Source organism: Streptomyces justiciae (assembly GCF_015163075.1).
In the GTDB taxonomy this organism is placed as follows: domain Bacteria; phylum Actinomycetota; class Actinomycetes; order Streptomycetales; family Streptomycetaceae; genus Streptomyces; species Streptomyces justiciae.
Genome location: NZ_JADDXU010000007.1, coordinates 372256 through 399244 on the forward strand (window position 1 = coordinate 372256; position 26989 = coordinate 399244).

Annotated in this window: 20 protein-coding genes; 3 read left to right on the forward strand and 17 right to left on the reverse strand. The window is 70.6% G+C overall.

Annotated features, from left to right (window positions below; translation table 11 throughout):
• Nucleotides 1-8: 8 nt before the first annotated feature.
• The 3 genes from IQ210_RS21850 to IQ210_RS21860 are packed head-to-tail and all read right to left on the reverse strand — an operon-like array spanning nucleotide 9 to nucleotide 2790.
• Nucleotides 9-1064: an ABC transporter substrate-binding protein gene (locus tag IQ210_RS21850; RefSeq protein WP_194080746.1), complete on the reverse strand. Its 1056-nt coding sequence runs from the start codon at nucleotides 1062-1064 to the stop codon at nucleotides 9-11.
• A gap of 57 nt (nucleotides 1065-1121) precedes the next feature.
• The gene (locus tag IQ210_RS21855) at nucleotides 1122-1985 is read right to left on the reverse strand and encodes an ABC transporter permease (RefSeq protein WP_194080747.1); all 864 of its coding nucleotides are present in this window, start codon (nucleotides 1983-1985) and stop codon (nucleotides 1122-1124) included.
• A complete protein-coding gene (locus tag IQ210_RS21860; protein WP_194080748.1) occupies nucleotides 1975-2790 on the reverse strand; it encodes an ABC transporter ATP-binding protein in 816 nt (271 codons plus the stop codon). The genes IQ210_RS21855 and IQ210_RS21860 overlap by 11 nt, the downstream gene beginning before the upstream one ends.
• Nucleotides 2791-2950: 160 nt before the next feature.
• Here IQ210_RS21860 and IQ210_RS21865 point away from each other — a divergent pair, with 160 nt between their 5' ends.
• Nucleotides 2951-3643 (forward strand): response regulator, encoded by a 693-nt coding sequence (locus tag IQ210_RS21865; RefSeq protein WP_194080749.1) that lies wholly within the window; start codon nucleotides 2951-2953, stop codon nucleotides 3641-3643.
• A gap of 144 nt (nucleotides 3644-3787) precedes the next feature.
• Here IQ210_RS21865 and IQ210_RS21870 read toward each other — a convergent pair whose 3' ends face one another.
• The 6 genes from IQ210_RS21870 to IQ210_RS21895 form a co-directional block, all read right to left on the reverse strand.
• Nucleotides 3788-5380 (reverse strand): solute symporter family protein, encoded by a 1593-nt coding sequence (locus IQ210_RS21870; protein ID WP_194080750.1) that lies wholly within the window; start codon nucleotides 5378-5380, stop codon nucleotides 3788-3790.
• Entirely contained in the window at nucleotides 5377-5940 is a 564-nt protein-coding gene (locus IQ210_RS21875) for a DUF485 domain-containing protein (RefSeq protein WP_194080751.1), read from the reverse strand. Before IQ210_RS21875 ends, IQ210_RS21870 begins: the two co-directional genes overlap by 4 nt.
• Before the next feature lie 69 nt (nucleotides 5941-6009).
• The gene (locus tag IQ210_RS21880) at nucleotides 6010-6693 is read right to left on the reverse strand and encodes a response regulator transcription factor (protein WP_194080752.1); all 684 of its coding nucleotides are present in this window, start codon (nucleotides 6691-6693) and stop codon (nucleotides 6010-6012) included.
• Nucleotides 6690-7841: a sensor histidine kinase gene (locus tag IQ210_RS21885; protein WP_194080753.1), complete on the reverse strand. Its 1152-nt coding sequence runs from the start codon at nucleotides 7839-7841 to the stop codon at nucleotides 6690-6692. Before IQ210_RS21885 ends, IQ210_RS21880 begins: the two co-directional genes overlap by 4 nt.
• On the reverse strand, nucleotides 7838-8362 hold the full coding sequence (locus tag IQ210_RS21890) for a CcdC protein domain-containing protein (RefSeq protein ID WP_194080754.1): 525 nt from the start codon (nucleotides 8360-8362) through the stop codon (nucleotides 7838-7840). The genes IQ210_RS21885 and IQ210_RS21890 overlap by 4 nt, the downstream gene beginning before the upstream one ends.
• 396 nt (nucleotides 8363-8758) lie before the next feature.
• On the reverse strand, nucleotides 8759-10882 hold the full coding sequence (locus tag IQ210_RS21895) for a DNA gyrase/topoisomerase IV subunit B (RefSeq protein ID WP_194080755.1): 2124 nt from the start codon (nucleotides 10880-10882) through the stop codon (nucleotides 8759-8761).
• A 440-nt stretch (nucleotides 10883-11322) separates the two neighbouring features.
• Here IQ210_RS21895 and IQ210_RS21900 point away from each other — a divergent pair, with 440 nt between their 5' ends.
• Entirely contained in the window at nucleotides 11323-11553 is a 231-nt protein-coding gene (locus tag IQ210_RS21900) for a DUF7455 domain-containing protein (RefSeq protein WP_079309265.1), read from the forward strand.
• Nucleotides 11554-11697: 144 nt separating this feature from the next.
• Here the strand turns inward: IQ210_RS21900 and IQ210_RS21905 are convergent, their stop codons facing one another.
• The 8 genes from IQ210_RS21905 to IQ210_RS21940 form a co-directional block, all read right to left on the reverse strand.
• Entirely contained in the window at nucleotides 11698-12555 is an 858-nt protein-coding gene (locus IQ210_RS21905) for a S1 family peptidase (RefSeq protein ID WP_194080756.1), read from the reverse strand.
• Between the two features lie 169 nt (nucleotides 12556-12724).
• Nucleotides 12725-14260 (reverse strand): RNA polymerase sigma factor, encoded by a 1536-nt coding sequence (locus tag IQ210_RS21910; RefSeq protein WP_194080757.1) that lies wholly within the window; start codon nucleotides 14258-14260, stop codon nucleotides 12725-12727.
• Nucleotides 14261-14701: 441 nt separating this feature from the next.
• Nucleotides 14702-15589, reverse strand: a complete 888-nt coding sequence (locus IQ210_RS21915) for a FadR/GntR family transcriptional regulator (RefSeq protein ID WP_194080758.1) — start codon at nucleotides 15587-15589, stop codon at nucleotides 14702-14704.
• 162 nt (nucleotides 15590-15751) lie between these two features.
• Nucleotides 15752-17959 (reverse strand): ABC transporter ATP-binding protein, encoded by a 2208-nt coding sequence (locus IQ210_RS21920; protein ID WP_194080759.1) that lies wholly within the window; start codon nucleotides 17957-17959, stop codon nucleotides 15752-15754.
• A gap of 160 nt (nucleotides 17960-18119) precedes the next feature.
• Nucleotides 18120-18878 carry an NUDIX hydrolase gene (locus tag IQ210_RS21925; protein WP_059198565.1) on the reverse strand — a complete coding sequence of 253 codons (759 nt, stop codon included), beginning with the start codon at nucleotides 18876-18878 and terminating at the stop codon, nucleotides 18120-18122.
• A 130-nt stretch (nucleotides 18879-19008) separates the two neighbouring features.
• A complete protein-coding gene (locus tag IQ210_RS21930; protein ID WP_322656478.1) occupies nucleotides 19009-20925 on the reverse strand; it encodes a glycogen debranching N-terminal domain-containing protein in 1917 nt (638 codons plus the stop codon).
• An 812-nt stretch (nucleotides 20926-21737) separates the two neighbouring features.
• On the reverse strand, nucleotides 21738-23495 hold the full coding sequence (locus IQ210_RS21935; protein WP_194080761.1) for a DUF4192 domain-containing protein: 1758 nt from the start codon (nucleotides 23493-23495) through the stop codon (nucleotides 21738-21740).
• A 146-nt stretch (nucleotides 23496-23641) separates the two neighbouring features.
• Nucleotides 23642-25801 carry a RecQ family ATP-dependent DNA helicase gene (locus IQ210_RS21940; protein ID WP_194080762.1) on the reverse strand — a complete coding sequence of 720 codons (2160 nt, stop codon included), beginning with the start codon at nucleotides 25799-25801 and terminating at the stop codon, nucleotides 23642-23644.
• Nucleotides 25802-26110: 309 nt separating this feature from the next.
• On the opposite strand from IQ210_RS21940, the gene IQ210_RS21945 reads away from it, so the two are divergent.
• On the forward strand, nucleotides 26111-26743 hold the full coding sequence (locus IQ210_RS21945; RefSeq protein WP_109495572.1) for a hypothetical protein: 633 nt from the start codon (nucleotides 26111-26113) through the stop codon (nucleotides 26741-26743).
• Nucleotides 26744-26989: the final 246 nt, after the last annotated feature.

Genomic DNA, 26989 nt, shown 5'->3' on the forward strand with positions numbered 1-26989 from the left:
CACGGACTTCAGTCCGCGACCTTGTCCACGAACTCGGTCGTGTACGTCTTGTCGAGGTCGACGTCGGCCTTCTGGACGGCGGGGTTGAAGGCCTTGAGCACCTTCTCGACGGTCTCGGGGCCGTTCTTGGGCATCACCCCGTCGTCCGTGAACATGGGCAAGGTGCTCTCGATGGCCGAGGCGTAGAGGACCTTGTTGCCCTGCGAGTAGTCGGCGGGCATCTTGTCGGCGATCTCGCTCGCGCTGTGTGTGGACATCCACTTGAGTGTCTTGACGAATGCATTGACCATCTTCTGGACGGTGTCCTTGTGTGCATTCACCCAGTCCGTCTGCATGTACAGACTTGACGACGGATACGGGCCGCCGAGCGCCGCCTGCGATCCCGCGGGCGTGCGCATGTCGAGGAGAACCTTGCCCGCCTTCTTGGCCAGGATGTTCGCGACGGTCGGGTCCGTCGTCATGCCGCCGTCGATCGCGCCCTGTTGGAGCGCCGAGATGAAGGTCGGTCCGGCGCCGACGGCGACCGGGGTGAACTCGCTGACCTTCACGCCGTTCTTGACGGCGAGGTACTTGGTGAGGAAGTCGGTCGACGAGCCGAGGCCGGTGACGCCGAGCTTCTTCCCCTTGAAGTCCTTGGGCGAGGTGATGTCGTCGGCCTTCTTGGTGGACACGATCTCCACCTCGCCGGGCGCGTGCGAGAACTGCACCACGGACTCGACGTGCTTGCCCTTCACCTGGAGGTCGAGCGTGTGGTCGTAGAAGCCGACCGCGCCCTGGACCTGGCCGGAGACGAGCGCGGTCTCGGCCTGGACGCCGGCGGGTTCGCTCAGCAGTTCCACGTCGAGGCCCTCGGCGTCGAAGTAGCCGAGCCGCTGGGTGAGCATCGCGGGCAGGTAGATGACCTTGTCCAGGCCACCGACCATGATCTTGACCTTCGTACCCTTGCCGTCGCCCTTGCTGCCGGAGGAGGCGGTGCCGGCCGCGTCATTGGCGCAGGCGGTGAGCGAGGAGAGGGCGAGCAGGCCGGCGGCGGCCAGGGCGGAGTATCTGGCGGTCTTGCGCATGAGGGTTCACGTCCTTGTGAAGGGGAGGCGGCGAAGGGCGGAGCGGGATGGCTCGGATCAGCTGTCCGAACCCGTGGGCTTCCAGCGGAAGATGCGGCGCTCGGCGAAGGTGAGCAGCCCTTCGGCGACGAGCGCGACGACGGCGAGGATGACCATCGCGGCGTACACACCGGCCGCGTTGAACGTGCCCTGCGACTGCGCAACGAGCAGGCCGATGCCCTTCGTGGCACCGATGTACTCGCCGACGATCGCGCCGATGAGGGCGAAGCCGAAGCTGACGTGGAGGCTGGTGAAGATCCACGAGGTGGCGGACGGGATGACCACCTGAAGCGTCACGCGCCGGTCGCTCGCGCCGAGGATGCGGGCGTTGGCGACCAGGTTGCGGTCGACCTCACGGGCGCCCTGGAAGGCGTTGAAGAACACCGGGAAGAAGACGAGCACGACCGCGGACGCGACCTTGGAGGCGGGGCCGAGGCCGAACCAGATCACGAAGATGGGTGCAAGGACGATCCTGGGGATCGAGTTGAGCACCTTGATGTATGGACCAAGGACATCGGCGAGAAAGGTGATCCGCCCCAGGGCAATACCGAACACCACACCGGCGGCCACCCCGAAGACCCAGCCGAGCAGCGCCTCGTGGAGCGTGTACCAGATCTGTTCGCCCAACGACCCGAGCGCGGTCCCGTGTGTCACCCAGGTCCAGATCTGGTCCCAGATCTTCGAGGGCATCGAGAAGTTGAACGGATCGATGACGTCGGTGCGCGCGAGCACCTCCCACAGCCCGAGAACCGTGACCAGGAGCAGCACCCGCGAGGCCGCGACGACGATCTTGCGTCTGCGGGCGGCACGCGCGCGTGAATGGGCGCGGTCCGGCGTCTTGACCGTATTGACCACAGGTTGACTGAGCACTTCAGGCGACATGGGCGGCACCCCTCTCGCGCGTGATGCGGACCTCTTCGCCGAGGGACTCCCAGATCTCCCGGTAGATCTCGATGAAGCGCGGTTCCAGGCGCACCGACTCGACCTTGCGCGGGCGGGGCAGGTCGATGTCGAAGACGTGCTTGACGGTGGCCGGCCCTGCCGTCATCACGACGACCCGGTCGGCCAGCGCGATGGACTCCTCCAGGTCGTGGGTGACGAACACGACGGAGGCGCCGGTGCCCTCCCACAGCTCCAGCAGTTCGTCCGACATCAGGGCCCGGGTCTGCACGTCGAGCGCCGAGAACGGCTCGTCCATCAGCAGGATCTCGGGGTCGTTGACGAAGGTCGAGGCGAGTGCGACGCGCTTGCGCTGCCCGCCGGACAGCTGGTGCGGATAACGGTCCTCGAAGGCCGACAGGCCGACGCGGGCCAACCACTCGCGCGCCTTCCGCTTCGCCTCCGCCTTGGGCACGCCACGGAAGCGCGGGCCCGCCATGACGTTGGACAGGACCGTGCGCCAGGGAAAAGTGGCGTCCTGCTGGAAGACGAACCCGACCTTGTCCCCCACGCCACGGACCGGTTCGCCGGCGACCACGACCTCGCCCTCGGTGGGCTCTTCGAGGCCGCTGACCAGGGTCAGCGTGGTCGACTTGCCGCAGCCGGTGGGTCCGACGACGGCCACGAACTCACCACGCCGGACCGTGAGATCAAGTCCCCGGACCGCCGTGTGCAGGCCCCCCGACGGGGTCCTGAACGTCTTGCTCGCGCCCCGCAGCTCGATGGCGGGGCTGGTGTCTGCGCTCATGGCCGGGGACGGTAGGTGCGACCCGGGTGACGGCATCAGCCTTCTGAGCGCATGCCGTTCTTTTGCTTGCAACAGCCTGTTGTGCTCGTTTTGCTCGCGCTACAACAACGGAGCCGAAGCACGGGCGCACCGCTCGCTGGCCGCCACGGAGAGAGGCCCGATGATTGACGTCCTGGTCGTGGACGACGACTTCCGTGTCGCCGAGATCAACGCCAAGTACGTGGGAAAGGTTCCCGGTTTCCGGGTCGCCGCCCGCGCCCACACCGCCGCACAGGCCCTGGCGACCGTCCAGCGCGGCACCATCGACCTGGTCCTGCTCGACCACTACCTCCCCGACCAGACGGGCCTCGAACTCGTCCACCGCATGCGGGAACAGGGCCACGGCACCGACGTCATCATGATCACCGCCGCAGGCGACGTCACAACCGTCCAGACCGCGATGCGTCTGGGCGCCCTGCACTACCTGGTCAAGCCGTTCACCTTTGCCGCGCTGCGCTCCCGCCTCGACTCCTACGCCGCCCTGCGCCGCACGGTCGACCGCGTCGGCGGCCGCGGCATCGCCGGCCAGGAACAGGTCGACCGGATCTTCGGCGCCCTGCGCACCACGCCCGCGCCGCCGTCACCGGGCCTGCCGAGCGGCCACTCGGAGCCGACGACCGACCTCATCTGCCGCGTCCTCCACCACGCCGACCACCCCCTGTCGGCCCACGAGGTCGCCGCCGAGACAGGCCTGAGCCGCTCCACCGCCCAGCGCTACCTCCGCCACCTCGAACAGGCCGGCCGCCTCCGCCTCTCCCTCAAGTACGGCGACACGGGCCGCCCGGAGCACCGGTACGCGTGGGTGGCGCCCTGACGGCAGGGCTGACGCTGCGGCTCCGCCAGTCGTACGACGATGAAGGCGCCGTACGACGAAGAAAGCACCGCTGGCGAAGAAAGCACCGCCGGCGAAGGCACCGTCCGGCATGGCAGGCGCCGTACGCCAGTGAAGGCGCCGCCTCTACGCGGCTCCCGCCCCCGTGAGCGACCGCACCTCGGTCTCCGCGTGCTTGGCCTCGTCCGCCACCTCCGCCGAGGTGACCGTGCCGAGCCAGCCGGCGACGAAGCCCAGCGGGATCGAGACGAGTCCGGGGTTCTGCAGCGGGAAGTACTGGAAGTCGACGCCCGGGAACAGCGATTCCGGGCTGCCCGACACGACCGGCGACAGCAGCACGAGCACCATGGCCGGGATCAGCCCGCCGTACACCGCCCAGACCGCGCCCCGGGTGGTGAAGCCGCGCCAGAACAGTGAGTACAGCAGCACCGGCAGGTTGGCCGACGCCGCGACCGCGAAGGCGAGGCCCACCAGGAAGGCGACGTTCAGATCCCGGGCCAGCAGGCCGAGGGCGATAGCGACCACGCCGATGCCCACGGCGGCGACGCGTGCCACGGCGACCTCGCTGCGGGGCTTGGCGTCCCGGCGCCGCAGGGAGGCGTACAGGTCGTGGGCCACGGACGCCGAGGAGGCCAGGGTGATACCGGCGACCACGGCCAGGATCGTGGCGAAGGCGACGGCGGCGACGATCGCGAACAGAACCGTTCCACCTGTGGAGTCCGCGCCGCCGCCCAGGTCGAGGGCCAGCAGCGGAACGGCCGTGTTCCCGGCCGCGTTGGACCCACGTACCGCCTCCGGCCCCACGATCGCGGCCGCCCCGAAACCGAGGACGATCGTCATCAGATAGAAGCCGCCGATGAGCCCGATCGACCAGACCACCGACCGGCGTGCCGCCCGAGCGGTCGGGACGGTGTAGAAGCGCGACAGGATGTGCGGCAGCCCTGCCGTGCCGAGAACCAGGGCGAGCCCCAGGCTGATGAAGTCGAAGCGCGCGGTCCAGTCCCCGCCGTACTTCAGCCCGGGCGCCAGGAACTTCTCGCCATGCCCGCTGCGTTCGGCCGCACTGAGCAGCAGTTGGTCGAAGTCGCCGTGGAAGCGCACCAGGACGAGCACGGTCAGCGCGATGGTGCCGCCGAGGAGCATGACCGCCTTCACGATCTGAATCCAGGTGGTGGCCCGCATCCCTCCCAACGACACATAGATCACCATGAGTGCGCCGACGCCGATGACGGTCCAGGTCTGCGCCGCCTCGTCGGTGCCACCGAGCAGCAGCGCCACCAGGCTCCCCGCACCCACCATCTGCGCCACCAGATACAGAACGGACACGGTGACCGAGGAGGTTCCCGCCGCGATGCGCACCGGCCGCTCGTTCATCCGCGCGGCCACCACGTCGGCCAGCGTGAACCGCCCGCAGTTGCGCACCAGTTCCGCGACGAGGAACAGCACGACCAGCCACGCCACCAGGAAGCCCACCGAGTACAGCATCCCGTCGTACCCGAAGAGCGCGATCAGCCCGGAGATGCCCAGGAACGACGCCGCCGACATGTAGTCGCCCGCGATGGCAAAACCATTCTCCATCGGTGAGAACAGCCGCCCGCCCGCGTAGAACTCCTCCGCCGAGCCGTGCCGATTGCGGCTCACCCATGTCGTGATCGCCAGCGTGACCGCGACGAACACGCTGAACAGCAGCAGCGCCAGCGTCTGATGATCGCCGGTCACGACGCACCACCCCGGATCCCACGCGTCAGCTCCTGGGTGTCCCAGCGCAGCTCCAACGCGGCCCGGTCCCTGCGCAGCCGGGCATGCCGGGCGTACGCCCAGGTCAGCAGGAACGTGGTGAGGAACTGGCCCAGCCCCGCGACCATCGCCACGTTCACCGCGCCAGCCACCGGCCGGGCCATCAGACCGGGCGCGGTCGTCGCGGCCACGACGTACCCCACGTACCAGCAGAAGAACCCGATGAACGCCGGCACCACGAACCGCCGGTACCGACTACGCACCTCCTGGAACGCGGCGCTGCGCTGCACCTGGAGATACACATCCGCAGCCGCGTTCACCCGCTCCGTGCTCCCTGCCTCGACGGCCGACAGCGGGACGGCCGCACCAGCCCCAGCGCCGGTCGATTCGCCCCAGCCGGAGGCGAGTGCGTCGTACCAGGGATCGTCGTACCTCACGGCCGCGGGCGTCTCGAGGAGGGCCGGGTCGAACCCGTCGTGGTTTTCGGCCGCGCTTTCGGGACCACCCCTGCCGCCGCGGGGACGACCGTTGCTTGACTGCATGCCCAAGGATGGACAGAACGGGAAGATCCCCGACTCTTCTTCCCTTCGCGCTTCACCCCATCAGGTGATTCAACCCGTGGGAGGTCGCACAAGCCCCTTCGCATAGGCGTAACGCACCGCCTGCGCCCGGTCCTTGAGCCCGGTCTTGGCGAACATGTTGTTGATATGGGTCTTCACGGTCGCCGTGGAGACATGCAACTTGCGGGCGATCTCCTGATTGCTGAGCCCGTCGGCGATGAGGAGCAGCACCTCGGTCTCCCGCGCGGTGAGCCCGTCCGGGGGCTCCGCGGGCTCGGCCGGCCGGGGTTCGGGCTCCGACAGCCGCTCCAGCAGCCGCCGTTGGATGCTCGGCGACAACCCGGCGTCCCCGGACAGCACGCTGTGCACCGCCCGCACGATCTCGTCGCCTCCCGCGTCCTTGGTGAGATAGCCGCGCGCTCCCGCCTTCAGCGCCGGGAAGAGCGACTCGTCGTCCCCGAACGTCGTGAGCACCACCACCTGGGTCCCCGGATACTCGGCACGGATCCGCCGGGTCGCCGCCACGCCGTCGCAGCGGGGCATGCGCAGATCCATCAACACCACGTCCGGGGCGAGTTCGGCGACCAACTGCACCGCCTCGTCCCCGTCTCCGGCGGCTCCGACGACCTCGACCCCCGGCAGCAGCCCCAGCAGCATCACGATGCCCTCGCGGACGACGGTCTGATCGTCCGCGACCACCACCCGCGCGACCTTGCCGTCGAACTCCTCCGTCATACGGGCACCTTCAGCGTCACCGTGAATCCCTCCTCGTCCGGCCCGGCGTCCAGCGAACCGCCGAGCAGTTCGGCACGCTCCCGCATGCCCAGCAGACCGTATCCGCCCCCCGTGGCGGTGAGTTCGCCCGACGATCCCCCCGAGTCCCGTACATCCAGAGTCACTTGATGCTCCCCGTAGGCCAGCCGAAGCTGCACCTTGGCGCCCGGCGCATGCTTGCGGACGTTGGTCAGGGCCTCCTGGGCGACCCTCCGCACCGCCTGCGAGGCCTCGGCCGGCAGGGCTCTGCGCTCACCCGTAATGGTGACCTCGGCTCCCGCACTCGTCTCCACGAGCTGGGTCAGGAAGTCCTCCAGCGGGGTGAGATCACCGCGCAGCGCCGACAGCGCCTGCCGGGTCTCGGTGAGACCGTCCCGTGCCATGCCCCGGGCCGCCACGACTCGTTCGAGGATCTGGTCCCGGTCCGCCCCCCGCTCGATCAGCAGCCGCGCGGCCTCGAGATGCACAAGCTGCGCCGAGAGACTGTGGGCCAGCACGTCGTGGATCTCCCGGGCGATACGAGCCCGCTCCGCCAGCGCGGCCGACTCCGCCTCGGCCGCCCGCGCGGCGCGCTCCTGGGCGAGCAGCCGCTGGGCGTTGCCCCGGGCCTCGGCGTCGAGGCGCAGCGTGTACCCGGCGAGGGCCAGCCCCAGGCAGGTGACCACGGTCGTCAGCACATCGTCGTTGTTGAAGGCTCCGTAAGCGCCGAGCGCCAACGCCGTGACCGGCACGGCGACAGCCAGGGGCAGTCGCTCCAGCGCGGCGACGGCGGACGCGCACCAGATCACGAGGGCCGGTACCGGCAGCCCGGAAACGTGGGCCAGGACCGCGACTCCCTGGAGCAGCCCCCACGACAGCAGCGAGGGCCAGAGCCGGTGCTGAAGCGTGGACCGGTAGAACGCCCACGCCAGCAGCCCGGCGCCGACGAATCCGCCGGCACCCGCGGCGATTCTCCAGCCATGAGCGGAGCTGCTCGTCAGGGCACCCCACAGCAGCAGAGAGATGAGCAGCAGCCTCACTCCCCAGGCCAGCAGGCGCCGAGGCCGCGAGATCCCTTCGCGCCCGAGCGCCTCCCGGGACGGCCAGCGTGTCCACACGTTCTCCGTCACACACGCTCCTTCCAGGCGGACCGGGGCACGGCGTCACCGTACGTCGTACCCAGTACGGAAACCGGGTGCGGAGACTGGGCACGCCAGGCGAGGATTCCCGCGCGGACGAGCAGCGTGGCAGCCAGGGCGAGGAGCAGGGCGGACGACTCCTGGTGGATGCCGAGCGCGGCACCGAGGGCGTAGAGGCCGACGCGGAGGGCTATGCCGACGAGCCAGACCAAGCCGCTCGCCTTGGTGCTCTTGCTCCACACGGCGCCGTCGGGCTCCGTCCACACGCGGGAGGTCCAGGCCCAGGCCGCGCCGGTGGCGAGACCGATGAGCAGCTCGGCCGTGAGCAGGGTGACCGAGGCGGCGTGGTGGTGGGCGTCTATGAGGCCGGGTTCGCGCAGGGCGACGGCGGCCAGCACGACCGGCAGCAGCCACCAGCGCCGCTCGGTGTCGATCCGCTGCGCGCGGAACTGGCGCGCGATCACCACGACGACAACGGCCGCGATCAGGAATCCGTCGACGAGCCCGGACATCGGTGCCTCCGTGAGCCAAAGGGGACGCTGCCGACAGCGAGCGCTGCCGACGCCTTCGACGCTACGGAAATTCGCAGGTCAGCGGATCGGCGCTGGGGTGGATCGAAGGTGGAGGCAGAGAGACGGGGGCGTCCACCCACGGGTGGAGGGCGAGGCCTGGGCCGGCCTCAGACCTGAACGCGGTGAGGGCCGGGCCGGCCCCAGACCCGGACGCGGTCAGGACCGGGCAGGGCAGGGCAGTGCTGGGCCGACCCCAGACCAGAACCCGGTCAGGACCAACCGAGCCCCAAAACCGAGCCCGGCCCGAAACCAACCCCAGCCCAACCCCGGCCAACCCCAGCCCAGATCAGCCGAGCCCCATCCCAAGTGCAAGCCCAAGCGCAGCGCCCCCCACCGCTACGCGTCGATACGCGACCGATCCAGCGTCGCCGCCGAGCTGGAGATGAACTCCTTGCGCGGCGCCACATCGTTGCCCATCAGCAGGTCGAAGACCTGCTCGGCGGCCTCCAGGTCGGAGAGGTTCACCCGGCGCAGGGTGCGGTGGCGCGGGTCCATGGTCGTCTCCGCCAGCTGGTCAGCGTCCATCTCGCCGAGACCCTTGTAGCGCTGGATGGAGTCCTTGTACCGGACGCCCTTGCTCTGGAACTCCATGAGCTTGTCGCGCAGCTCACGGTCCGAGTACGTGTAGACGTACTTGTCCTGCCCCTTCTTGGGCTGGATGAGCTCGATGCGGTGCAACGGCGGCACCGCGGCGAAGACCCGCCCCGCCTCGATCATCGGCCGCATGTAGCGCTGGAACAGCGTGAGCAGCAGGGTCCGGATGTGGGAGCCGTCCACGTCGGCGTCGGTCATCATGATGATCTTGCCGTAGCGGGCCGCGTCGATGTCGAAGGTCCGGCCCGACCCTGCTCCTATGACCTGGATGATCGCGCCGCACTCGGCGTTCTTGAGCATGTCTGTCACGGACGACTTCTGGACGTTGAGGATCTTGCCGCGGATCGGCAGCAGTGCCTGGAACTCGGAGTTCCGGGCCAGCTTCGCCGTACCGAGCGCGGAGTCTCCCTCGACGATGAACAGCTCGCTGCGGTCGACGTCGTCACTGCGGCAGTCGGCGAGCTTGGCGGGCAGCGACGAGGACTCCAGGGCCGTCTTCCGGCGCTGCGCGTCCTTGTGCTGGCGGGCCGCGATGCGTGTCCGCGCGGCGGCGACGACCTTCTCCATGACGACCCGGGCCTGGGCCGCGGCGTCGCGCTTGGTGGAGGTCAGGAACGCCTTGAGCTCCTTGGAGATCACTGTGTTCACGATGCGGCGGGCCGCCGAGGTGCCGAGGACCTCCTTGGTCTGGCCCTCGAACTGCGGCTCGGCGAGGCGCACCGTCACGACCGCCGTGAGACCTTCCAGGGCGTCGTCCTTGACGATGTCGTCCTCGGCGACGCGCAGCAGCTTCTTGGCGCGCAGCACCTCGAGCATGGTGCTCGTCACCGCGGTCTCGAAGCCCGCGACATGGGTGCCGCCCTTGGGGGTGGCGATGATGTTCACGAACGACTTCAGCGTCGTGTCGTATCCCGTGCCCCAGCGCAGCGCGACGTCGACGTCGAGCTCGCGGGTGACCTGAGTGGGCGTCATCTGGCCGTGCTCGTCGAGGACGGGGACGGTCTCCCTGAAGGTGCCCTGGCCGGAGAAGCGGAGGATGTCGCAGACCGGCTTGTCGGTCGCCAGGTACTCGCAGAACTCGCTGATGCCGCCGTCGAAGCGGAAGGACTCCTCGCCCTTGCTGCCGCCCTCGCCGAGACCGAACTCGTCGCGTACGACGATGGTGAGGCCGGGGACGAGGAACGCGGTCTGACGGGCTCGCTGGTGGAGGTTCTCCAGGGAGAGCTTGGCGTCCTTGAGGAAGATCTGCCGGTCGGCCCAGTAGCGCACGCGCGTGCCGGTGCGGGTCTTGGGGATCTTCTTGGCCTTGCGCAGGCCACCGGTGGCGTCGAACTTCGCGTCCGGTCCGGCGCCGGCGAAGGCGCCGGGAACGCCACGCCGGAAGCTGACCGCGTGGGTGTGCCCGCTGCGGTCCACCTCGACGTCCAGCCGCGCGGACAGGGCGTTCACCACGGAGGCGCCCACGCCGTGCAGACCGCCGGAGGCGGCGTAGGAGCCGCCTCCGAACTTGCCGCCGGCGTGCAGCTTGGTCATGACGACCTCGACGCCGGACAGACCGGTCTTGGGTTCGACGTCGACCGGGATGCCCCGGCCGTTGTCGCGGACCTCCACCGACCCGTCGTCGTGGAGGATGACCTCGATGTGGTCGCAGTAGCCCCCGAGGGCCTCGTCCACGGAGTTGTCGATGATTTCCCACAGGCAGTGCATCAGGCCACGACTGTCGGTCGAGCCGATGTACATGCCCGGGCGCTTGCGCACGGCCTCGAGCCCCTCGAGGACGAGCAGGTGCCGCGCGGTGTAGTTGGAACCGTCCCGGTCTGCTCCTGCCAGCAGCGCTGTGGACGGCACGGACGTCTCGGCGGTCACGCGGTTCGCTCCTCGCTGAATTTCAGGTGTGGCCCTTGTGGGTAAGGGCGCGGCTTCGGCCGCCGCCAAGAGGGTACCGAGGCCTGGTAGAGCCGTTGTAACGCCACCCTCGTCTGAACTCACACTAGTCCAGAGTCGCATGCATGTTCGATCCCTCGATGGAGTGAAGTACATATCACGTTCCCTTCGGGGCATGAACCATTTAGGCTCCGGGCACGTCCTCATGAACAACCGGCAAGCCAGCCGGGAGGACCGACATCGACAGACAGCGCGAACCCGTAAGACACATAGACACGCAATACGGCACATTCGCCGCCAACCGGCAGCAGACGGCCGGCCTCGAAAGATTTTTTCGAGGAAAAGCCCCGAGCGGGAACGTTTTCGGGCTGGTTGGATGTTGACCCTGGTACGACAGCTCGTCGAGCTAGAGAAGAGGCGACGTGACTACTGTTCTGACCCCCGCGAGCCCGTTGACGGCCGCCGATCGCTGCGACCGCTGCGGCGCCCAGGCATACCTGCGCGTCGTCCTGCTCAGCGGCGGTGAACTGCTCTTCTGCGCCCACCACGGTCGCAAGTTCGAGCCGGAACTCAAGAAGATCGCCGCTGAGATACAGGACGAGACGGAGCGGCTGACGACCGTTCCGGCATCCGCCTCCGAAGAAGAGCGCTGACACCTCGCATCCACGACGAGCCAGCACCGGCACAGGCCGACATGCGGACGGCCGCCCCTGAAAGCAGGGGCGGCCGTCCGCGCTCATACCGACGATCACCTCGTACGACCGCCGAGGCCCGCCGGTAGAGCGCTCCTGGCCCTCTCAGGGCCCGTGAGAGCCTTCTCCCGCCCTGCCGCCCCACCCGAGCGTCTGTACGACGTCGGACACGCGCGTGTAGACGCCAGGGCTGCCCGGTAGCGCACAGCCGCTCCCCCACGACACCAGCCCGATCAGCCGCCCCTGGGCGACCAACGGCCCACCGCTGTCCCCCTGACAGGCGTCCCGACCGCCCTGTTCCTCCCCGGCGCAGAGCATGGAGTCGGCGACGTAGGTGCCGTCCGCAGTGCCCGGATAGGCCTGTTCGCACAGGCTGTCGGACAGCACATGGATGCGGGCGGCCCGCAGACTGTGCGCGTAGTCGCCGGCCCCTGTGACGTCACCCCACCCGTAGACCGTCGCTTCCGTACCCGGTGCGTACGCCGGGTCACCACCGGCAGCCATCGTGATGACCGAGTCCTGCGACAGTGGTTCGGCGAGCCTGAGTACCGCGAAGTCCCCGGCGTTGGTGGCGGTGTCGTAACCCGGGTTCACCCAGGTGCTCCGTACGCGGATCTCCTGACCCTCGTCCGAGAGCAGGTCCGTACGGCCCGTGATGACCTTGAGATCGCGCACCCGGTCGGGCGGCGCCCCCAGGACGTCCTCGCTGACGCAATGGGCCGCGGTGAGGACAGTGGTCCGGCCGATGGCCACGCCGCCGCAGAACTGTCCCGCGCGCGTACCCCCGAACCGGTCACGACTGGACAGCGCCACGGTCCACGGGCCGTCCGAGATGTCGACGGGAAATCCGCCTACGACGATGCTGTCAGCGGCCACGGGGGCGGCGGACGCCAGCGGTATGGCACCCGCCACGGCCGCCAGGACCAGCGACCGGTTCAGCGCCCGGGCAAAGGGACGACGCATGCACATTCCTCACTCTGGGTCGGACTTGGGAAACCCAGAGTGATCCACGCCGCCGCGCCCCGCACCCGCTGGAACGAGCGCACGGCCCGCACCCCAGGCCGCGCCCGGCCAGCAGGAAGGCCCGGCTCCCTGAAGGGGAACCGAGCCTTCGACGTCGTACGACCGCGTCCTAGTCGAGGTAGTCGCGCAGCACCTGGGAACGCGACGGGTGGCGCAGCTTCGACATGGTCTTGGACTCGATCTGGCGGATGCGCTCGCGCGTCACGCCGTACACCTTGCCGATCTCGTCGAGGGTCTTCGGCTGACCGTCGGTGAGACCGAAGCGCATCGAGACGACGCCCGCCTCGCGCTCGGACAGGGTGTCGAGGACGGAGTGCAGCTGCTCCTGGAGGAGCGTGAAGCTGACCGCGTCGGCCGGGACGACCGCCTCGGAGTCCTCGATGAGGTCACCGAACTCGCTGTCGCCGTCCTCGCCCAGCGGGGTGTGCAGGGAGATCGGCTCGCGGCCGTACTTCTGGACCTCGATGACCTTCTCGGGGGTCATGTCGAGTTCCTTGGCCAGCTCCTCCGGGGTGGGCTCGCGGCCCAGGTCCTGGAGCATCTGGCGCTGCACGCGCGCGAGCTTGTTGATGACCTCGACCATGTGCACCGGGATACGGATGGTGCGGGCCTGGTCGGCCATCGCGCGGGTGATCGCCTGACGGATCCACCAGGTGGCGTACGTGGAGAACTTGTAGCCCTTGGTGTAGTCGAACTTTTCGACCGCGCGGATCAGACCGAGGTTGCCCTCCTGGATGAGGTCCAGGAAGAGCATGCCGCGGCCGGTGTAGCGCTTGGCCAGGGAGACCACCAGACGGAGGTTGGCCTCCAGGAGGTGGTTCTTGGCGCGGCGGCCGTCCTCGGCGATGATCTCCAGCTCGCGCTTGAGTTTCGGGGCGAGCTTGTCGGCGTTGGACAGCTTGTCCTCGGCGAACAGACCGGCCTCGATGCGCTTGGCGAGCTCGACCTCCTGCTCGGCATTGAGCAGCGGGACCTTACCGATCTGCTTGAGGTAGTCCTTGACGGGGTCGGCGGTGGCGCCGGCGACGGCGACCTGCTGGGCCGGCGCGTCGTCCTCGTCGTCGTCGGAGAGGACGAAGCCCTTGCTCTCGCCGCCCTCCTCTTCCTCTTCGCCGGGCTTGATGTCCTCGAGAACCTCGTCCTCGAGAACCTCCGCGTCGTCCTTGCCGGCGGTGGTCTTCTTGGCCGTCGCCTTCTTGGCGACGGTCTTCTTCGCGACGGCCTTCTTGGCGGTCGTCGCCTTCTTGGCAGCGGCCTTCTTCACGGGAGCCTCGCCCTCGGCGGAGGCCTCGGCGGCGGGTGCCGCCGGGGTGGCGGTGGCAGTGGCCTTCTTCGTGGTCACCGTCTTCGCCGCGACCGTCTTGGTGGCGGTGCGCTTGGCCGGACTCTTCGCTGCGACGCTCTTTCGGGTGCGCTTGGGCTCCGCGGCACTGACCATCAGCGTCACACCCTCTTCCTCGAGGATCTGGTTGAGGCTGCGCAGTACGTTCTTCCACTGAGTGGCCGGAATCTGGTCAGCTTCGAAGGCCCGACGCACATCGTCGCCGGCGATCTGCCCCTCAGCCTTTCCCCGCTCAATCAGAGCCATGACAGAGACGGACTCGGCGATCTCCGGCGGGAGCGTACGGGATGTGCTGGCCGACACGAACAACCTCTCGGAACGTTGGAAAACGGCTTCCGGCCCCGTCCGGGTTGGACAGGAACCGACCACCGGCCGTGGGGATGGGCCGACGGTGCGGGCGGGGGCCGGGAAGATGCACAGCGCCATTCATGGCGTCCGTATTCCCTCCGCGGCTGTCACCTCTTAGGTCATCGCGTTGTTTCCACGAGCGTTACGCCCAATCTGCGTGGCCCGAGTCACACCCCGTAAGCGCTCAAAAACGGTCAGACACGGGCAGAGGGAGTCACCTGCGAGCGCCGGGAGGAAGAAAACATCTTGCGAACCAGCTCGCGAACCCCTCGCCCGCACCGTCGGACCCCGCAGGATTCCGAAGGATCCTGCGGGGTCCGACGGGAGGCGGCCCTTCGGCCGGACGATGCCCAGGAGGGGGAGGCACCCTCCGGCCGCGCCGCCCGCGGTGCGTGGTCAGTGCTCGCGCGGCGCCGGCACCACGCGCTCCACCTCGGGGTGGACGGTCAGCAGCTGGCGCATGGCGGTCTCGGCGGCCATGCCGTCGCCGGCGGCGAGGGCGTCGACGATCCTGCCGTGCTGCGCCAGGGAGGCCTCGTTCGGCCGGTCGCAGCCGGTGACCGGTCCGCCGGACACCTGGAGCGCGGCCGACACGATCCCGGAAAGGTGCTCCAGCATGCGGTTGCCCGCGACCTGGATGAGCAGGGAATGGAACTCGGCGTCCGCGCGCGAGAACGTCAGCGCGTCGCCCTGCGCCATGGCGTGCCCCATGATCTCCACCATGTCGGCGAGCCGCTGCTGCACCTCCTCGCGCCCGTGACCGGCGGCGAGGCGCGCGGCGAGGGGCTCGATCGTCCAGCGCAGCTCGCTCAGCTCGCGGCGCTGGTCGTCGCGCTGCGGCCCGAAGGCCCGCCACTCGATGATGTCCGGGTCGAGGAGGTTCCAGTCGCTGACGGGGCGCACGCGCGTGCCGACGTTCGGACGGGCGCTGACCAGGCCCTTGGCCTCCAGGACACGGAGGGACTCACGGACGACGGTGCGGGAGACCTCGAAACGCTGGCCGATCTCCTCGGGCACCAGCGGGCGGTCGGCGCCCAGATCGCCCGAGACGATCATCTGGCCCAGCTGCTGGACGAGTTGGCCGTGCAGTCCGCGTCCACGGCTGCCCGCGGCGCGTCGGCCCACGCGGCCCAGCTCGGGTTCCGCGGCGTCCCACGCGGAGGCGCCGAGGCGGTCTGCGGCGGGCGCATCCGCGTAGGGGTAGCGGTCGAGTTCGCCCGGGCCGGCGAGACCGGAGTCTGCGGAGCGGGCGGTGGTCATCATGGTGTGCGCAAGGGTACTCACGGATCCTTTGTCGGCGCCGTCCCCAACTCCCTTGAGGTCTTTGGTGAAAAGCACACGAAAGGGTGATCGCTCACCCCGTCGCAATTGACGCCTTATCGGAAAGAAATGGGCTTTCCCTGGGGAGTTGTGCACAGAGCGGGACCGGAAGGTCGCGGACGGTCGTCATCGGACCCTGCTTCGCAGGGTCGTGAGCAGATATGCGCAGAGCAGGGCCATCAACGACAACGTCAGTGCCCCGCCCACGGGTTGGCCGATCACCCGCACCACGCCGGACAGATAGCGCTCTCCACCGAAGGGCCACTGGAGCAGAAACGTCTCGCGCAGCCGCATCGGGAATCCCGCGGCCGTCCGCACAGCCGGTCCCTCCAAGGCCTCTTGTACGAGGGGTACGACGACGATGGGTACGGCGACCACGGCGGCCAGCCCGGCCGTGGTGGACCGGAAGATGCCCGCGGCCAGCACCCCCGCCCAGGCGCAGCCCACGACGAGCCCCGTCCAACTCGCGCCCAGCGAGAGCCAGTCTGCGGGAACTCGTGCGAGCTCCCGTCCGTACACGAGATAGAGCACTTCGGCGTCGCAGCCCACCGTGAGGAAGGCCAGCAGCAGCGCGGTGGCGGCGGACACGACGAGTTTGGCCGCGAGCAGCCCCAGCCGACGGGGCACGCTGCCCCGGTCCGCCGCCAGAGCGGGGTGGCGGAACTCGTCCCCGAAGGCGAACGCCCCGAGCAACCCCGCCCCGAGCGCCGCGGGCGGCAACGGCAGCTCCCGCGGCCACGCGGCCAGGAGCCGGTGCTGCGGGGTGTGACCGATGCGGGCGAGCAGTACGGCGGTCAGGGCGGACACGACCAGCACGGCGGCCCCCGTGAGGAACCCGGTCCCAACCCCGGCCGCGCGCCGCACCTCGTACCGGAGCGGGCGGAGGGGGCTGGGGGCGGGGCGGACGGAGATGGGGGGTGGAAGTTCGGACAGGGTATTGGGCTTGGCGATCACCGGGGGGTGGGTGATTCGAGCGGGGGCTGACATTGCCTGGGGATCGGCGGAGGGCGAGGTCCCTACAGCGGTTCGCGTCGACTCGGGATCGACGGGAGGCGAGATCCCTAGAGGGGTTCGCGTCGATTCCGGATCAGCGGGAAGCGAGGCTTGCTCAAAGGGACGCGCCGTCTCGGGGGCGCCAGGAGGCGAGGGCTGTTCCCGGTGCGGCTTGCCGTCTCTGGCGAGGCCTGACGGTGGTGAGTCCGTCAGGGGTTGCGGTACGGCGCTGAGGGCCGTCAGCTCCGGCGAAGGGCCGTCGGTGCCCTGCGGGACGTCCGCTTGTCCGGGTTGGCCGGGGTCGGCCGGGTGCGTGGAAGGCGTGCCGGAATTCTCCGGGGCATCGTCTTCTGCGGGTACGGCAGTCGCGACCGAGTCCGCCGGAGGGGCGCCGGAGCCCCGCGCGGTATCCGTGGTGGGCCCTTCGTCCCATGGCACCGTTTCCCACGGTGCCGTTCCCGCGCCCGGCCCCATGTCGCCGATCTCGTCCGCGAGTTGGTGGACGAGCACGCCGTGGCGGAACGCGATCTCGCCGACGTCGGCGCAGGTGCTGCCGTACACGGAGAGGCGGTTGCCGCCCTCGCGGACGACCTCGACGGAGCGGTGTGCCGTGCGGGCTTCCTTGGTGAGGAGGGCGGCGAGGCGGGTGGCGTGCGGGGTGCGGACGGCGACTCGGGGGCGCAGCCGGGTGCGGGAGAAGTCGGCGGCCTCCTGGTCGGCGACCAGTCTGCCCCCGTCGAGGGTGACGACCCGGTCGGCGGTGCGGGCGGCCTCCTTGGGGTCGGCGGTGGTGATGAGCACGGTGCCGCCCTGCGTCGCGTGGGCGCGCAGCATGCCGTACAGCCATCTGCCCTCCCGGGCGGAGAGCCCCTCGGCGGGGTCGTCGAGCACGAGCGTGTGCGGGTCGGACAGCAGGGCGCAGGCCAGGCCGAGGCGGCGGTCCATGCCGCGCGACAGCGTGCCGAGCCGTTCCTCGCGGAGGCTGACGAGCCCGACGACCTCCAGCACCTCGTCGGCACGCCGTACCGGAACCCCCGCGGCGGCGCACAACATCCGCAGATGTCCTCGCACCGTGCGCGCCGGGTGGCCCGGCACATCGCCGAGGAGCACGCCGACTTCGCGTGAGGGGTGGGCGATCCGGTGCAGGGGGCGGCCTCTGAAGTAGGTGACGCCGCGGCCCTGTTGGAGTTCGAGCATGAGCCTGAGCGCCGTCGTCTTGCCCGCCCCCGGGGCGCCGAGCAGCGCGGTGACGCGGCCTGCCCGGGCTTCGAAGGAGACGTCGTCGACGGCGGGCGGAAGCTCCTTGCGGGGGTTGCTGGTCAGTCCGAAGGCCTGGATCACCCGCAGCAAGATAGCGCGCTATGTCCGTTTTTTCGGTACCGCAAGGCCCGCTCCGCAGGCGGTAGTCAGGCCTTTCGGACCAGTGTTCGCCGCCCAACCGCCCCTGCGGACACCGCCCGATGTCCCACCGCCCGCCAAGACGACGGAGGTTGACTCCGCGTCACACCTCGGGGCGCAGCATCGGCGGGTTGAGGAGGGTGGCACCGCCGGCCCGGAAGAGCTGCGCGGGGCGGCCGCCCTGGCGTGTGGTGGTACCGCCCGTTGGGACGAGGAAGCCCGGCGTCCCCGTCACCTTGCGGTGGAAGTTGCGCGGGTCCAGTGCCACCCCCCACACCGCTTCGTAGACGCGGCGCAGCTCTCCAACGGTGAACTCGGTGGGGCAGAACGCCGTGGCCAGCGACGAGTACTCGATCTTGGAACGGGCGCGTTCCACACCGTCGGACAGGATCTGCGCGTGGTCGAAGGCGAGCGGCGCGACCGGTTCGCCGTCGCGGCCGTAGCCCCCCTGCTGGAGCAGTTCCTCGACCGGCGCCCAGCGCGCGTTGCTCGCGTCGCCGCCCGCTCGGGGTGCGGGCAGGTCGGGGGCGAGCGCGAGGTGCGCGACACTGACCACCCGCATCCGAGGGTCCCGCTTGGGGTCGCCGTAGGTCGCGAGCTGCTCCAGGTGAGCGCCGTTGTCCTGCGCCGGGGCGGCCGGTTCGTGGGCGCGCAGCCCCGTCTCCTCGGCGAGTTCGCGGGCCGCCGCCTGCGACAGGTCCTCGTCGGCCCGTACGAAACCGCCGGGAAGCGCCCAGCGCCCCTGGAAGGGCGGTTCGCCCCTGCGCACCGCCAGCGCGCACAGAGCATGACGGCGCACGGTCAGCACGACCAGGTCCACGGTGACGGCGAAGGGCGGAAAGGCTGACGGGTCGTAGGGCATGCGGCGATCATAGTCGTCTGCCTGACGATAAACACTCCCTTCGTCGGCCGCATCGGTGGCTGATCCACTTCCGTCCGGAACGTGCTCCTCGCCCGCTCCCGACATCGCCGCAGCAGCGTGTCGTACGAGGTCACACTCCCAGTTGCAGCCCGTCGGCCGCCTCTTCGACCATGGCGAGACCGAGGCGGCCGACCCGTACGGAGAACGGGGCACCCGCGATCCGCAGCCCGGTCAGAACGATCTCTCCCAGCGGCGCGCTGCGTACGGGACGCAGGGTGACCGTCCCCGCCGGGGCGTCAGGGCGGATGCCCGCGAGCGTGGTCAGCAACAGCACCCCCGCGGCCGCCGCCGTGGCCGCGGGCCGACAGGCCGCCGGGTGCGGGACAGGGGCGCTCGCCTCGGTGCGCTGCTCCCCCGCGTACATCTCGGGCAGCCGGTGACCGAAGACCTCGGCCGCCGCCAGCGTGCCCCGGAGCAGTGACGTCGCCTGTTTCTCGTAGCCGGCGGCGGCCAGGCCCGCGACGGCGACCGCCGTCTCCTGCGTTCTGACGGCGCCCCCACGGTGGCCGAACGGGTTGTACCCCGCCTCTTTCGCACCCAGCCCGCGCAGCCCCCACCCCGAGTCCATGGCGGGCCCGCCGAGCAGTCGGGCGAGCTGTTCGGTCTGCACCTTGTCGAGCAGCCCGGAGGCCAGTTCACCGCCGCCCAGCAGACCGGTGTCGAGGAGGTGGACCGCCGCCGCGCCCAACTGCGGGACGGGACGGCCGTCCGGAGCACGAGCTGCCACGGGTCGGCCTCCGCCCAAGTCGTCGATCCAGAAGTCCTCCCGGAAGCCGGTCCGCAGCTGCTGCGCCCACTGCCGCAGCCCGGCACCACCCGGTCTGCCGCAGGTGTCCAGCAGGTCGGCGCCGAGCAGGGCCGCGCGGTGGGCGTGTGCCTGCGTCTCGCAGCGCCGGGGCCCGCCCGGCTGCGGATCGCACAGGTAAGGGGCATCGCCGACGGTGGTCCGCAGCCAGGTCAGACAGCGCTCGGCGGCCGGCAGGAACTCTTCCGTATCGGCCTCGGGCAGGCCCCAGCGTCGGGCTTCGGCGAGCAGCACCGGGAAGAGCAGCGTGGCTTCCGTGCCGGTGCAGCTCGGTGGCAGATGCGTGCCCGCGTCGCGTCTGGGCCCGGGGATCATGCCGGACTGCGGTCCCGGGCCCTGGAGTTGGGTGCGGGCGAGGGTGCGCAGGGTGCCTGCGGCGAGGCGGGTGCCGAGCGGCAGGGCCATGCGGGCGGCGGCGAGCGCGTCGGCCGGGGACAGACCACAGCGCCAGGGCGCGCCGGCCGCGAGATGTGTGTCGGTGGGGTGAGCAGGGTCGCGCAGCAGCAGGGCCTGAAGATCCTCGATGCTCGTCCGCATGAGGTGCTGCGCCCTGTGGTCGTCGCCCATCGCACGGGCGGGAGCGAGAGGACTCGTCGCCGCCCGGCCCACGGCCCGGACGGGTCCCGCGCCGTCCGGGCGGACCCGCAGCTCGACGCTCGCGGTGCCGCCTGGGGGCATGACGAACTCCCAGCGCAGCAGTCCGGCCGAGGCCAGCGCGTCGGCCGGCGGCGGGTCGGCCGTGACCGACGAATTCCCGAGGGGCGACGACCAGCGCAGACCGGAGTCATGGACGCTCGCGGGCAGTTCGGGTCCCGGGCCACCGGCTGCGATGGCGCCCAGGTCGGCCAGATCCGTGCCGAGGGCCACCTCGACCGGCAGCCGCAGCGGACGAACGGCCGCGCTGCGCACGGTGATCCGCTCCGTACCGTCCGCGTGCCGGACGCGCTCGACGAGCACATCCGGGTCCGGGCCCACATGCGGGGAGGTGCGGACGGTGCCCAGGAACCGCGCGCTGTCGGCCGAGGTCATCCGCGCCTGCACCGCGAGCGGTTCACGCCCGGCCACCCGGACCTGACAGCGCGACAGCACACGCCGACCGGCCCGGTAGAACCCCTCCAACCCGCGACCGGTCAGCTGCCCTTGCTCCGTGGAGATGGCGAGGCCCGGGAGGGCGACGCAGATCAAGGTGGTGTGGGTGGAGGGCAGATCGGCGGGACGACGGGACGACGGGGACGGGAACTGGCCACCGCGAGCCGGTGCGGCCGGGGCACGATGTGCCTGCCCCGTGGTGCGGGTTGGCCCCGGGGTGTGGGGCGTGCGCCGGTCTGCCATCGCCGGGCTTGAGGCATGTGGCCGGTCTGCCATCGCCGGGCTTGAGGCATGTGGCCGGTCTGACGTCGCCGGGCTTGAGGCATGTGGCCGGTCCGACGTCGGCGGGCTTGAGGGATGTGGTCGGTCTGGCATCGCGGCGGAGGGCGGGCTGGGATCTACGACCCGGTCCGGCGGCCGTAAGGCCATCGAATCCGAGGCAGAGCGGGGATCGTCGGCGGTGGAGGGCGGAGTCGGCTGATACATGGGCGGCTTCTTCTGCGCTCGGTGCGCCTCGGGCGGGTGCGGCATCGGCGGTGCGGGGCTCTGAAACGTGGCGGGACCGTGAACGGAGGTGCGGCGGCAGATCCGTCCACGTGTTCCGCCACTCAGGTGAACGGAGCAGGGCTCCTCGGGGTCACGCCTCCGCCCACCGAAGCAGACCGGATGGCGGCGGGGTCGGACGGCCGCGTCCCCGCAGGTGTGCCCGCCGCCCGCCGTCGCCCTCGCCCTCGCCCTCGCCGACCATGCCCCACACGCTTCCGTGTGACCTTCCGGATTGACGCCACAGGCACTGGACGGCCCAAGCCCACTCGACGCCGCCAAAGCCCCCGCAGCCACCTCGGCCGACCCCGCCGTCGTAGCCGTCGTAGCCGTCACGTCAGCCATCCCGCCCCCACGCACGATCATGTAGTCCCCGCATCCCCCACGCCCCCAGACCGCGCACCACCCCCACGCAGCCCCCGGCCACTGCCGTCAACACCCTTACGAGTACGACCGCCACGAGCCGAATCGGGCCGCGAGCCTCCCGCCGACGGACGCGCCGCACCAGGCCGCGCACCTCCCCCCGCCGCAGCACGAGACCGGGAACCCACCCCCGAGCCACGCCCCTCCCGCTCCCCCTTCGCCGAACGAGCACCGCTCGCACCCGCGTCGGCGGACCGCGTCCGGCGTCGACGGCCAGAACCCACCGCGGGAGCCGCGAGCGACACGGACGAGGCCTCGCCGGACCCTACGGCGTCCTCGTCGGCTGCCATGCTTCCCGCGTCCGACCGATCCGGCAGATCTGGCAGGTCCGGCAGATTCGGCAGGTCCGCCCGCCCCACTCCAACCGCGGAGTCGCCCGCTCCCACAGGCTCCGTCTGCCCCCTGTCCCCGCGTTCCGCCCGCAGGCAACGGCGGATCGACTCCGGGTCCAGCCCCTCGTTGCAGGCCTGGTGGAGCAGGCGGGCGAAGAGGTAATCGGGGTCCGCGCCCAGGGCCATGGCCAAGGCCTCCCTCGCCTCCAACTGGTCGCCGGTCGACCATGCGACCCAGCCGGCGAGGGTCAGCGGCGCGGCGGCGTGTTCGCCGTACGGTCCGACGCAGCGTCGGGCGAGGGCGCGCCACAGCCGTAGGGCGGGACCTGCCGCGTCCCCTTCCATCCACTCGGCCGCGCGGTCACGGGTGGTGCGGTCCTGGAGGCCGAGGATCAGCGATGCGGCCTCGTCGTGGCCCAGCAGTTGGTCGTCACGGAGATCCGCGGTGAGGATGCCGGACACGGACGGCGCCTGTTCGAAGCGCCGCATGATCTGTTCGGCAAGCTCCAGGGTCTCCGCGGCCACGCCGGCGCGACCGGCCTCGTCGAGGATCCTCGGGACGATGGCCATGCCGGCAGTGTCCAGGGCGATCTCCTGGGCCAGCGCGGCGGCGTTCTCCCAGGGCATCAGCCTGGCCCGCAACTCTCGTAGGGTGCCGCGCACTTGGAGACCGGCGTAGGTGGCGGCCGCGGCCAGCACCGAGGTGCCGGGCAGGCCCATCGACTGCCCCTCAGGCGGACAGCACGCCTCGCTCACGCAGCAGTACGACCAGAAGCGGCCGTCGGAAATGCACAGCGCCTCGATCACCGGCACATCGCGGGAGCCGCACTCGACACGCAGTTGCTGGACGAGCGGCCGGAGTCGTTCCATCACATCCCGGCCCGACTCTCCCCGGCCCGGCTCCTGGCACAGGTAGGCGACCATCTGGTCAGGACGGGCTCCTCTGCGCTCACTGCCGGTGACCAGTCCGTGGGCCAACTGCCGGGCCGCGGCGGGCCAGTCGTCGGTGTTCGCGGGGATGCCGAGCCGGGCCCGGCCCCCGAAGCGGCCGCGTCCGTCCTTGTCGCGGAGGGCGACCAGCACGATGCTGTCCTCCGGCCGGTAGCCGAGCAGATAGGGCAGGGCGTCCGCCAGTTCGGCCGGGGTGCGCAGGGTCACCTGTTCGTCGCCGTGGCCGTCGTATGCGAGGGAGTCGACGCCTTCCGCCTGGCCCAGGCGCTCGTCGCGCGCACCTACCGTCTTGCGGGGGCTGCTTCCCGTCGCCTTGTCGCTCGCGGGAGTCGTGGGGACTTCCGAGTCGGATGCCGCGGTTTCGGCGGTTCCATGGCTTTCAGGGGTTCCGGTCGTTTCGCCGTGGTTCGTCATGCCCAGACGATCTCGCGAATCGCAGAATTCCGCTTTCGCCTGTGGATAACTCGAGCCAGGGACACGTCAATTCACCCCAGTCGCACCGCCGACCGCCGACCGCGTGCCAAGCCGTGAAGGCAGCCCGTGGCCCCCGGTGAAGCGACTCAGCCTGCCGCAGCAAGCACCAGAGGCAGCACCCGCTCACTCCCGGCCCGGAGCAGCAGCCGGGCCGCGACCGCCAGGGTCCAGCCGGAGTCGGTGTAGTCGTCCACGAGCAGGACGGGGCCGGGTGTGCGGGCCAGCGCTTCGGCGAGTTCGTCGGAGACGGCGAAGCTGCCGGACAGCGCCCTGAGTCGTTGGGCTGAGTTGCTGCGCCGGGCCGCGTGCGCACCCCCCGGGCCCGTGTACGTCAGCGTGCCCAGGAACGGCAGGCGGCCGATGCCGGCGATGCCCTCGGCGAGGGAACCCACCAGGCGGGGGCGGGCCAGGGACGGTACGGCGACGACGCCCACCGGCCGGGCGGCGGCTTCCGGGGCGCCGGAGGCCCACCCGCCGGGTGAACGCGCCCAGTCGGCGAGCACCGCCACCGCGGCCCGCAGCACGTCGTCCGGCACCGGGCCGTCGGGAGCGTCCTCGGCCAGCAGCGGGCGCAGCCGGTTGCCCCAGCCGATGTCGGAGAGCCGCCCCAGGGCGCGCCCGGTGGAGCACTGCTCCTTGGCCGGGATGCGGCCCTTGAGATCGATGCCCAGCGCGGGCATTCCGGTTGGCCACATCCGACGTGGTTCGACCTCGACGCCCGGGCGGTCCAGTTCCTTCGTCGCCGCCGTCAGCGTCTCCGTCGAGACGGAGGTGTCGGCCCAGGGTCCGGCGCAGTTGTCGCAGCGGCCGCAGGGTGCCGCCCCTTCGTCGTCCAGCTGGCGGCGCAGGAATTCCATCCGGCACCCGGCCGTGCTCACGTAGTCACGCATGGCCTGCTGCTCGGCCGCGCGCTGTCGTGCCACCCAGGCGTACCGCTCGGCGTCGTAGACCCAGGGCTCGCCGGTGGCGATCCAGCCGCCCTTGACCCGTTTGACGGCCCCGTCGACGTCGAGAACCTTGAGCATGGTCTCCAGGCGGGTGCGCCGGAGGTCCACGACCGCCTCCAGGGCGGGCACGGACAGCGGCCTGCCCGCCTCGGCCAGCGCCGCGAGAGTCTGGCGGACCTGTGCCTCCGGCGGGAAGGCGGTGTCGGCGAAGTAGCGCCAGATGGCCTCGTCCTCCTTGCCCGGCAGCAGCAGCACATCGGCGTGGGCGACACCGCGTCCCGCGCGGCCGACCTGCTGGTAATAGGCGATCGGTGAGGACGGCGAGCCGAGATGGATGACGAAGCCCAGGTCGGGTTTGTCGAAGCCCATGCCCAGAGCCGAGGTCGCGACCAGTGCCTTGACCCGGTTCTCCAGCAGGTCGGTCTCGGCCTGGAGCCGGTCGGCGTTCTCCGTGCGCCCCGTGTAGGAGGCGACCTGGTGGCCTCGCTGGCGCAGATGGGCCGTGGCCTCCTCGGCGGCGGCGACCGTCAAGGTGTAGATGATTCCGGAGCCCGGCAGCTCGTCCAAGTGCTCGGCGAGCCAGGCCAGGCGGTGTGCGGCGTCCGGCAGCCGGACCACGCCGAGACGCAGGCTCTCCCGCTCCAACGGGCCGCGCAGCACCAGCGCCTCTCCTGCGCCGGTGCCGAGTTGCTCGGCCACGTCCGCGGTCACGCGCGCGTTGGCCGTCGCGGTGGTGGCCAGCACCGGGACACCGGGAGCGAGCTCGGTGAGCATGGCCCGCAACCGGCGGTAGTCGGGCCGGAAGTCATGCCCCCAGTCGGAGATGCAGTGCGCCTCGTCGACCACCAGCAGACCGGTCGTGGCCGCCAGCTTGGGCAGCAACTGGTCGCGGAAGTCGACGGAGTTGAGACGCTCGGGGCTGACCAGAAGCACGTCGGTCTCGCCCCGCTCCACCTCCTCGTGGATGGTGTCCCACTCCTCGGGGTTGGCCGAGTTGATGGTGCGCGCCCTGATCCCGGCCCGCGCCGCCGACTCGACCTGGTTGCGCATCAGCGCCAGGAGCGGCGAGACGATCACGGTCGGTCCCGCGCCGCGCCGGCGCAGCAGCGCGGTGGCGACGAAGTACACCGCCGACTTGCCCCAGCCGGTGCGCTGCACCACCAGCGCGCGCCGTCGGTCCTCCACCAGCGCCGCGACCGCCTGCCACTGGTCCTCCCGCAACCGCGCGGAGCCGTCCGGGGCCCCGACCAGCTCGGCGAGGACGGCATCGGCTTCGGCACGGAGCTCCAGGTTGTCCATGTCTCCATGCAACCCGATGGCACTGACAATCGGCCACTTCACAACGCGTGACACCAGGCATCCTGTGCGTCAGGCACGCGCGCGTGTCTGGCGTCGCAGGGTGAAACACCGGGTAGGGATATAAACCACACACCGTCAGATACCGGTCGGTGGCCCCAATTGCTCGTTGCCGCATCCAAGTTCGACAGGAAGAATTGAACTCCGCTCCCCGCACGGCTCGCCCGTGGTCCGGTAGGGCTCTGCTGCGGCGTGCGTTCCCCCGAATCCGACCTCGCCCGCAGCTGTGGGCGCGTAGCCGAAGGGAGGACCGTGACCTTCGGATTCGCTCCGTCTTCGGCAGCATCCACGTCGACGTCTGCCGACCTGTCCGCCGCATCCAACCCGCTGACCCGTCTGCTCGAACCCGCGGAGTGGGCCGCAGCCGGGATTCCCCTGCTGCGCAATCCCCGCGAGGTCGTGAGCGGACTGCACTCCCGGCATCGTCCGACGACCGCGACGGCGATCGTCGCCGTCCTCGATCCGGACGAACGGCTGCGCGCGAGCGCCTCGTTCACGCGCCGCCCGGCACCAGCCGACGGCTGGATGTTCCGCAACGCGCTGCTCGCCCAGCTGCGCCGGGTCATCCCGCACGACCTGCGCCGCCGCACTCCGGTGCGTACGGCCGTGCTGCTGTACTGCCGTGACGGCGACGCGCGTTGGACGGAGGAGGACGGCGCGTGGATGTGGGGGCTGCGCGACGCCTGCACGCTGCACGGACTGCGCTGCGGCGCCTACATCACGCTCACCCGTGACGGCTGGCAGGTTCTCGGCGAGGGCCGCGGCGGCCGTCGGCCCAACTCCACGTCGGCGCCGGAACCTTTCGCCCTGTCCGAGGCACCGCCTCCACTGCCGCGCACCGGTGGTGCCGCGTCCGAGGTACTGCGCCGCGCGGCAGCCCGCTGAGACTCCGGCCGGAAGGTGCCCCGAGGCGCCTTCCGGTACGACGAACCGGCCGTCCCGTCCACGACATCCATGGATCACTCGGCTCCGCCGTGCATTCATGTCGTACGGCGTCACACGTCATCGCAGGCGAACGTGCGGCGTCGCAAGGCGTCGTACGGCGCGAGAGCCGCGCATGCGGGAAGCCCAAGGTCACCGGGCAGCCGCGCATGCCTGGTCGCCCCGCGTGCACGGGGAGAGACGACGACG